Raw genomic sequence first — 7,190 nt, 5'->3', positions numbered from 1 at the left:
CAAATCCTCGACGGTGAGCTTAGCGAGCCGTTCATGAATGGCTTTCACGGTATTGCTATCGATTAGCCTTGCAGGCCCATAGCCGACCTCTACCTTTCCTGCCATTTGTCCGCCAAGCGTAATAAAATCCATCGGTGGTTCTGCTTTATAGCTGGTTTTGTTAAGACAGTAATGTATGCCTTGCCAGGATTTGTCTAGGTCTGCATCGATATTTTCACCTTCGACAAACGATAAGCTGGGGATTGGTTGGTCTGGTTCTTTTTTCTTGTAGCCAAATAAGCTGGAAAAAAAAAATCCTTTCTTGGCTTCATTAACACTTTCTAAATAGATTTCAGGATTATCAGGTGCTAAGAGCCGCCAAATCAACGGTGGTGACTCAAGTATTTTCTTAATGTTTGCATCAGAAACGCTATGCAGCGCGAAACACATGCCCATATTTAGTTTTCCTGTTAATTGTGATAGGTTGTTAACAGATTAAGGCAAGCACAGCCTACCGTAATCCTATTGAGTTTTGATGTTATTAGAGTAAACCAGGCCGTTTTGCGTTAGTTGGAGGAGTTATGATGCTAGGTAAAATGTTTGCGTTATGCATAGGATTAATCATAGCGTCGTCATGGTGTTATGCACAAGGCATTAAGCTGGATGGTAGCTTAGGCGCTAACAATGTATTTAATGGGCAACATGTGGTTATTCCACAAAACGTGGGTAAAACGCTAGGACGTAATCTATTCCATAGCTTTGCTAAGTTTAATATTGCAACTGGGCAAACCGTTGAGTTTACCGGTAGTGATGAGCTGCAAAACGTAATTGCTCGCGTTACCGGCCATCAACGCTCTGTGCTTGATGGTACCTTAAAATCCAGCGCAGCTAACGCCGATTTTTATTTTATTAACCCTAACGGCATTATTTTTGGCCCGAATGCGTGGGTCGATGTTCCTGGTTCATTTCATGCGAGTACGGCTGACCACGTTACCTTTAACGACGCTCATAGTTTTTATGCGAATCTTGATAATGTCAGCACACTCAGCAGTGCTAAACCCGCAGAGTTTGGTTTTCTCGGTACCTCTTCGGTTAATAATGGTTTGATTTTATTGGATGGCGCGCAATTAGCGGTCAACCGCTATCAAGCGCTTGATTTAGTTGCAGGGAATATTTCAATAAAAAGCTCAGCTCAGCGAAATACCTGGCTGGCGGCACCGGGTGGCGATATTCGATTAGTTGCCATGCAAGGACAAGGCCGTGTCAGTTTGGCACAGCAAAATGGCTATTCTGTACTGCCTGATTCCTCTTTGACTCAATCCGGTGGTCATGTTTCTGTTGATGGTCGAGCGGGTAGCGATTACGCGACGTTGTATGCGTCTGGCGATGGTGCAGGTCGTATTGCAGTATGGGGGCGCGAGGTCAATATTTGGGATGCCACGGTTTATGCCGACAACAATGGTTTTCTGTCGGCGGCAGCCAATACCGGCATTGCCGTTAGCGCACAAACCTTAAACGTTGATCGCAGTTTAGTTCAAGCGGATACGCTGAGTGATGGTGCTGGCGGTTCTATTGTTATTAATGCAAAAACGCTGTCGGTGTTAAACGGCGCGTTAATTTCTGCTGATGCCGAGGCGAATGGTGATGCGGGCAATGTTTTCATAACAACCAGCTCTTTAAACATTTTCGATGAAGCGGAGATTACGTCTAGCTCTTGGGCGGCAGGTAATGCCGGTGTTGTTGATGTTAGCGCCGATACTATTGTTATTGATGGTCTTGGGCGCACAGACTCAACCGGCATAAAAACCGAACAACATTTAGATAGCACCGGCTTAGCGGGAGCGGTAAGGGTTAATGCTCATAGCATTACTTTAAAAAATCATGGCATGATTGGCGCTGCAACATGGTCAGATAGCGATGCCGGTAATGTGAGAGTGGATGCCGAGCATATTGTTATCGACGGTCAAGGCAGCCAATATTCGACGGGTATTTTATCCATTGTTTGGCAAGGTTTAGGCTCTGGCGGCGTCGTAGAAGTTAATGCAAAAAAGATAGATATCGTTAACGGTGGCGAAATTTCAGCTAATACCTGGGCGCAAGGCGATGCGGGTGATGTCCGTGTTACGGCTGATAGCTTGTTGATTAATGGTCATGGTACGAATTTTCTGACCGGTATTTTTTCCGATGCTTATCAGGGTAGCGCCGGTTCGGCAGGCACTATTAAAGTCAGCGCAAACCTCATTAACTTAACCGATGATGGCATGATTTCATCAAGTACGCGCTCGGTAGGCGATGCGGGTCAAATTGATATTAGCGCTAACACGCTGTGGATTGATGGTCGCTCGGCAGAGCATTATTCAGGTGTTTTTTCCGCGACCAATCCCGGCAGCTTAGGTGATGGCGGCAACCTAACGCTTTCAGTTAAAGACTTAGTGTTAGTAGGTAAAGCATCGATTGCTACGTTTTCAAGCGGTGAGGGGCAAGCAGGTGATATTTATATCAATGCTAATACCTTAACCATTAATGGGTTTGCGAACGACGCCGATATAGGTATTTCTTCTAATGCGATTATTTTTACCCCGACTTTCAACAACTCGCTGCATAGAAGCCCTGGTAATATCGATTTAGTGATTAACCAATGGCTATGGCTTAATTTTGCGACGATAAGCATTGTTAACGATATTGCTTCTTTACACCCTGAAACCATCACGCCTGGGTATATCAAGATAACTGCGCCTAATATCATGGCGTATAACAGTCGTATTCTGGCAGAAGCCTTGATTAACGCGCCTGCCGGAGCCATAACCGTCGACAGCTTAGGCGAGATGGTCATAGAAAATTCGGTTATTTCATCAGAAACGGTTTTTGGTAGTCATTTTGGCAATATTGCGTTAACAAGCCATAACGCTTTGTTATTAAATGCCAGTAGTGTAAACACGCAATCATTAGGCGGTGCGGGTGGTGCGATTCTCATCGCCAGCAATGGCTCGATTGAATTGAGCGACTCGTCCGTGAATACTACGGTTTTACCGCCTATTGGAAATTCTGACGTGTTGATTCCGCTCAACGGCGATGGCGGCGCTATTACGGTTCAGGCCGGTAAGTGGTTGAGTCTAACCCATTCTAGTTTGGCTACTTCGGTGTTAAATCAGCAAGGCGATGGTGGTGACATTAACGTCACTGCAAATAGTCTGTTAATGCAAACCGGTTTAATGCAAGCTAATGCGCGTTCTGGTCAAGGCGGAACGATTAATCTGAATGTCGCGGCATTAATATCTAGCGGAAATTCTTTAGTGTTAGGCGGCAAGCCGGTGTTATGGTCGCCCGCTGCCTTTGGCTTTAATGTCATACAAGCAGCATCTGAATCAGGCTTAAGTGGCGATATTCATCTCATGTCGCCGCAATTAAATCTCAGCGCTGTGTTAGCTAATTTCGGTGGTCCCCAGTTTGATTCAGAGATTTTAAGCGGCAATGCTTGCGACGAAACTGGGGGTAGTACATTAATTCGTTTAGGTGCAGGTGGACTAAAATAAAACATCGTTAAATAAATGCTAGGGCATATCACTCAGTCACTTGCGTGATATGCCTTAGTTTTTTGCTATTTTTGATTTATTATAATTATAAGTCATTGATATTTATTTATTTTTATAGCATTTGCAAAGAAAAAAACCAATAGAATATGCACTTACCATACCAATTTCTGCGGCCTATTGTCGCGCGACAACATGCCACATTTTCAAAGATTTACGGTGTATTAAACTTTGCGCCAACTGTTGTTGCTTACTCTCAATAACAGTTGCCCCACCTTCCTCTCCATAATGCGGGTTAGCTTAGCCAGCCCGCATTCTTTTTTTTTGCCCGAGGTCATTATGAATCGAAGCTACCTTGCTCAATCGTTAACTCATACGGTGACAACACAAGAACTCAGCAAAAAAATCGCTATTCATGAAGCAGGACATGCGGCAGCGATTTACCTGGGTAATATGCAAAAACAACTCCCGCCTGTATTTTTTCAAATCCAGATTGACCAGCCGCCTAACCATAAGCGCTTGTCCACTACCGAACAGAATTGGCTGGCTAGAATTGAAGGAGGCCGCTTAATTCACACGCTGCCTTCCTGTATTGATGAGGCTACACGAGAGTTTTCGGAACCAGAAAAGCAAGCTTATTTACACGCTTTTGAAGCCGATATAATGAATTTTTTAGTAGGGCCGCTAGCAGAAGCCAATTATATTGCGTTAAGAGACGATGAAATTATTAACTCATCGCTGATTACGCTGTCTGCGCTACGCAATTATGGCGGTAGTGATGATTTGAAAAACGCCTACGAATATGCTGAATGTTTGTTCGATAATCGTTTCGCACAAGAACGAAAATTACATGAATTATTCTTACAAGCGTTTGAATTTATTAATAGCGGTGCCGTCTGGCGCGCCATCATGGCTTTAGCGAATCATTTACTCAGATGCCAACAAGCGGTTATTGACTGTGAAGAAATCACACGCGTGTTAGATACGCATTTTTATCACCGTAAGCCGCATACGGGTTTAGTGCTACAGTAATTCTCAGCGAAAGTAACGCCATCGTTAGCAGATAGTACGTTGAGAGACATGAGTCAGTACACATGATCCGCCTCCTTATGACAGTTGAACAGCCCAATTGCAACAAGCTTCTTGCCTCCTTCGTACTTGAGTTCGCGGCACTTATCGAAATCAAAGATTTTAAACCTACGCCCTTGCGCCAGCTCGCTGTTCAAGTAATCCACAATCCATGATTCCAAATACCAAGTGACAGCAATCAGCTTCTGCGGAGTAACACTGACATCTACCAGCACGTAGTTATACGCATCTCGTGAGTGAAATCCAGTTGGCACCGAGATAGCCTGTTCTGCGCAGAACGCAAGAATACGTCGATAGTAACTCTTGTGACGCTTTCCAGGGTATATACCGTCTGTTTTTTCATTCGTAACTCTCTATCCAGTGCGTAAGGTGGTTTCGATTGCGTTGCATGAGCATGTCAGCAGAACTTACAACTGTTGGGTAATATGCTATAACGATTTTAATTTTTACTAATCGGGAGTAGTTTATGCAAATATGGGTTGATGCGGATGCCTGTCCAAAAGCGATTAAGGCCATTTTGTTTCGATTGGCTGAGCGTACGGGCATTACGATTACCTTAGTTGCCAATCAATTTCTATCCATACCGCCATCACGCTTTATCAAGTTTTTACAAGTACATTCCGGTTACGATGTGGCCGATAACGAAATTGTCAAAAGATTGCATAGCGGGGATTTGGTGATTACTGGCGATATTCCGTTAGCTTCGCAAGTCATTGGTAAAGGTGGTCATGCTATCAATCCTCGTGGTGAACTTTATACTCAAGACAATATTGGAGAGCGTTTGAATTTGCGCGACTTCATGGAGGTATTGCGGTCTAGCGGTGTTGATACCGGCGGACCTTCTGCCTTAAATTCACGCGACATACAAACCTTTGCGAATCAATTGGACAGGTTTTTAACTCAACAGTGTGGAATAAAGCCGCGTTAATTCAAACGCGACAAATTGAATTAGGCGAAGAGCCTATTCAGCGCGTAGGGCAGTTTCGCGACTACAAACCGCCATCGGTGTCCCCCGAAATGGCGGATTACCTCATTCTTGACAACTTCTTTGTTCGCTTGGCTTGATAAGCCCGCACGTCTTGCGAAAGAGGGCTAGTATTAGACAGTCGAAGATGGGTTAGTGAAGCCATAACCGCGACTTCTTCTTGACTGATTACATTTAAAGCGCAACAAATACCGCCCTCATCGCCTAAATACACGACATCCATAATTTCTACCTGTGCATCGGGCGAAATGTTTATTGACTTGTCTCGCAGACCACGTACTAGAGCCTCCGTTACCTTAGCAGGAATCGGTAATTGCGATTTCAACTTTTGCATTAACTTTGTTACTTGTTTAGGATTGTCAATCATATTTCTTCATGTAGAAAGGGCGTAGTGTGGTTTCGCGACAGCAAACCGCCATCGGTGTACCCAGAAATGGCGGCTTGCCTATCGGCGAATCTGCCTTACCGAGTTTGGTTTGTTTAATTTCCTTCGTTACTTGGCCGTTATAATATAGGCTTGATCAATGGGTATGCCAAAAAAGTCTTTATTGCGAATCTCTTTGGTGTCGTGTTCAGTGCGATACTGCTTTGTTAGTTGAATAAGTTCGCTATTTTTGGTCTCAATTGGTACAACTTTTGATAAATTAACAATCTCTGCTGAAGAAAAGCTTTCATTCATCTTTTTTGCAAGATAGCGCAAAGCTTTTAGCTTATCATGATCAATCCAATCGGCTGAGACGATTAAATCCCATTTATTGGGAGAGTCCTCTGGTAAGAAAAGAGCAAAAAATGAAAATTTGCCCATTTCTTTTGACGCAGTTTCTTCGATGGATTTTAGTTTAGCGATGTCTAGGTTCATAAAGCCGCCAGTAAAGATTTAGTTGCGTCAATCATTGCTTGAGCGTCTGCTTGGTTTGCGCTACTAGTTGGATTGTATCGTGATTCTGGGCTCCACGCTGCGACGGGTGTGATTAAAAGTGCGGTGAACATGTAGAATATCAAAAATTCCCTTGCCTAAATTTATGAACTCAACTAAAGAACTTCTCTTGATCGAACGTCTAAAACGTCATCCGAAACTGTTTAACCGGATGGAAGCCTTACTCGATGTGGTAGAAAACGTAACCGGAGATTGCACAAAAGCCGATGCTGCAGAGTCCGACAAATTTTTGATTTTAGCTTTAGCTCAACAGCATACCCGCATAAATAAATCGCTCCACCATATCTGCAAGCAACGAAAAGAGCTTCTGCGTCGGCGAGCCGTGAACTTACTAAATTCTCAATATCTTTGACGCTTAACATATTAAAGCTGATTTTGAATTTTACGCATTGTAACCGAATTATGCAGAGGTCAAAAGCTAATACCAAAGATGAACTATGACTGCCAATGGCTGAGATAGCACGGTTTCGGGATAGCAAGCCGCACCAGTGTGTTCCGAAACGGCAGATTGCCTATAGCCGAATTCCCTTAGCGCATTAATAAACCGCAACCAATCAGAAAGCCATAGTTTTACATACCCGTCATTCCGGCAGGGATTGCCGGAATCCAGTGCCATGGATGGCGCTCTTCAAGTCCCCCTGTGTTCTTGGCAATCCATGCCGAGATGACG

At 44.0% G+C, this 7,190-nt stretch carries 7 protein-coding genes; 5 read left to right on the top strand and 2 right to left on the bottom strand.

The window, feature by feature from the left end:
• The coding region (locus VZ94_RS17790; RefSeq protein ID WP_045780246.1) for a DUF1877 family protein at nucleotides 1–435 on the bottom strand (435 nt) is incomplete at its 3' end.
• Between the two features lie 125 nt (nucleotides 436–560).
• On the opposite strand from VZ94_RS17790, the gene VZ94_RS17785 reads away from it, so the two are divergent.
• The 4 genes from VZ94_RS17785 (at nucleotide 561) to VZ94_RS26135 (ending at nucleotide 5,663) form a co-directional block, all read left to right on the top strand.
• Nucleotides 561–3,512 carry a two-partner secretion domain-containing protein gene (locus VZ94_RS17785; RefSeq protein ID WP_082081786.1) on the top strand — a complete coding sequence of 984 codons (2,952 nt, stop codon included), beginning with the start codon at nucleotides 561–563 and terminating at the stop codon, nucleotides 3,510–3,512.
• A gap of 336 nt (nucleotides 3,513–3,848) precedes the next feature.
• Nucleotides 3,849–4,541: a hypothetical protein gene (locus VZ94_RS17780; protein ID WP_045780248.1), complete on the top strand. Its 693-nt coding sequence runs from the start codon at nucleotides 3,849–3,851 to the stop codon at nucleotides 4,539–4,541.
• 523 nt (nucleotides 4,542–5,064) lie between these two features.
• Nucleotides 5,065–5,526 carry a YaiI/YqxD family protein gene (locus VZ94_RS17770; RefSeq protein WP_045780243.1) on the top strand — a complete coding sequence of 154 codons (462 nt, stop codon included), beginning with the start codon at nucleotides 5,065–5,067 and terminating at the stop codon, nucleotides 5,524–5,526.
• Nucleotides 5,505–5,663 carry a hypothetical protein gene (locus VZ94_RS26135; protein ID WP_157844972.1) on the top strand — a complete coding sequence of 53 codons (159 nt, stop codon included), beginning with the start codon at nucleotides 5,505–5,507 and terminating at the stop codon, nucleotides 5,661–5,663. Before VZ94_RS17770 ends, VZ94_RS26135 begins: the two co-directional genes overlap by 22 nt.
• Before the next feature lie 413 nt (nucleotides 5,664–6,076).
• Here the strand turns inward: VZ94_RS26135 and VZ94_RS17760 are convergent, their stop codons facing one another.
• A complete protein-coding gene (locus VZ94_RS17760; protein WP_045780242.1) occupies nucleotides 6,077–6,442 on the bottom strand; it encodes a hypothetical protein in 366 nt (121 codons plus the stop codon).
• 163 nt (nucleotides 6,443–6,605) lie between these two features.
• Here VZ94_RS17760 and VZ94_RS17755 point away from each other — a divergent pair, with 163 nt between their 5' ends.
• Nucleotides 6,606–6,872 carry a hypothetical protein gene (locus VZ94_RS17755; RefSeq protein WP_045780241.1) on the top strand — a complete coding sequence of 89 codons (267 nt, stop codon included), beginning with the start codon at nucleotides 6,606–6,608 and terminating at the stop codon, nucleotides 6,870–6,872.
• Nucleotides 6,873–7,190 lie beyond the last annotated feature (318 nt).

The sequence above is a fragment of the Methylocucumis oryzae genome, from assembly GCF_000963695.1.
Taxonomy (GTDB): domain Bacteria; phylum Pseudomonadota; class Gammaproteobacteria; order Methylococcales; family Methylomonadaceae; genus Methylovulum; species Methylovulum oryzae.
This window is presented reverse-complemented; position numbering and strand designations above follow the sequence as displayed.

Bases quoted from the DNA above. Each gene is read 5' to 3' on its own strand.
- VZ94_RS17785 (WP_082081786.1), top strand. From the start codon at position 561: ATGATGCTAGGTAAAATGTTTGCGTTATGCATAGGATTAATCATAGCG.
- VZ94_RS17780 (WP_045780248.1), top strand. From the start codon at position 3,849: ATGAATCGAAGCTACCTTGCTCAATCGTTAACTCATACGGTGACAACA.
- VZ94_RS17770 (WP_045780243.1), top strand. From the start codon at position 5,065: ATGCAAATATGGGTTGATGCGGATGCCTGTCCAAAAGCGATTAAGGCC.
- VZ94_RS17760 (WP_045780242.1), bottom strand. From the start codon at position 6,442: ATGAACCTAGACATCGCTAAACTAAAATCCATCGAAGAAACTGCGTCA.
- VZ94_RS17755 (WP_045780241.1), top strand. From the start codon at position 6,606: ATGAACTCAACTAAAGAACTTCTCTTGATCGAACGTCTAAAACGTCAT.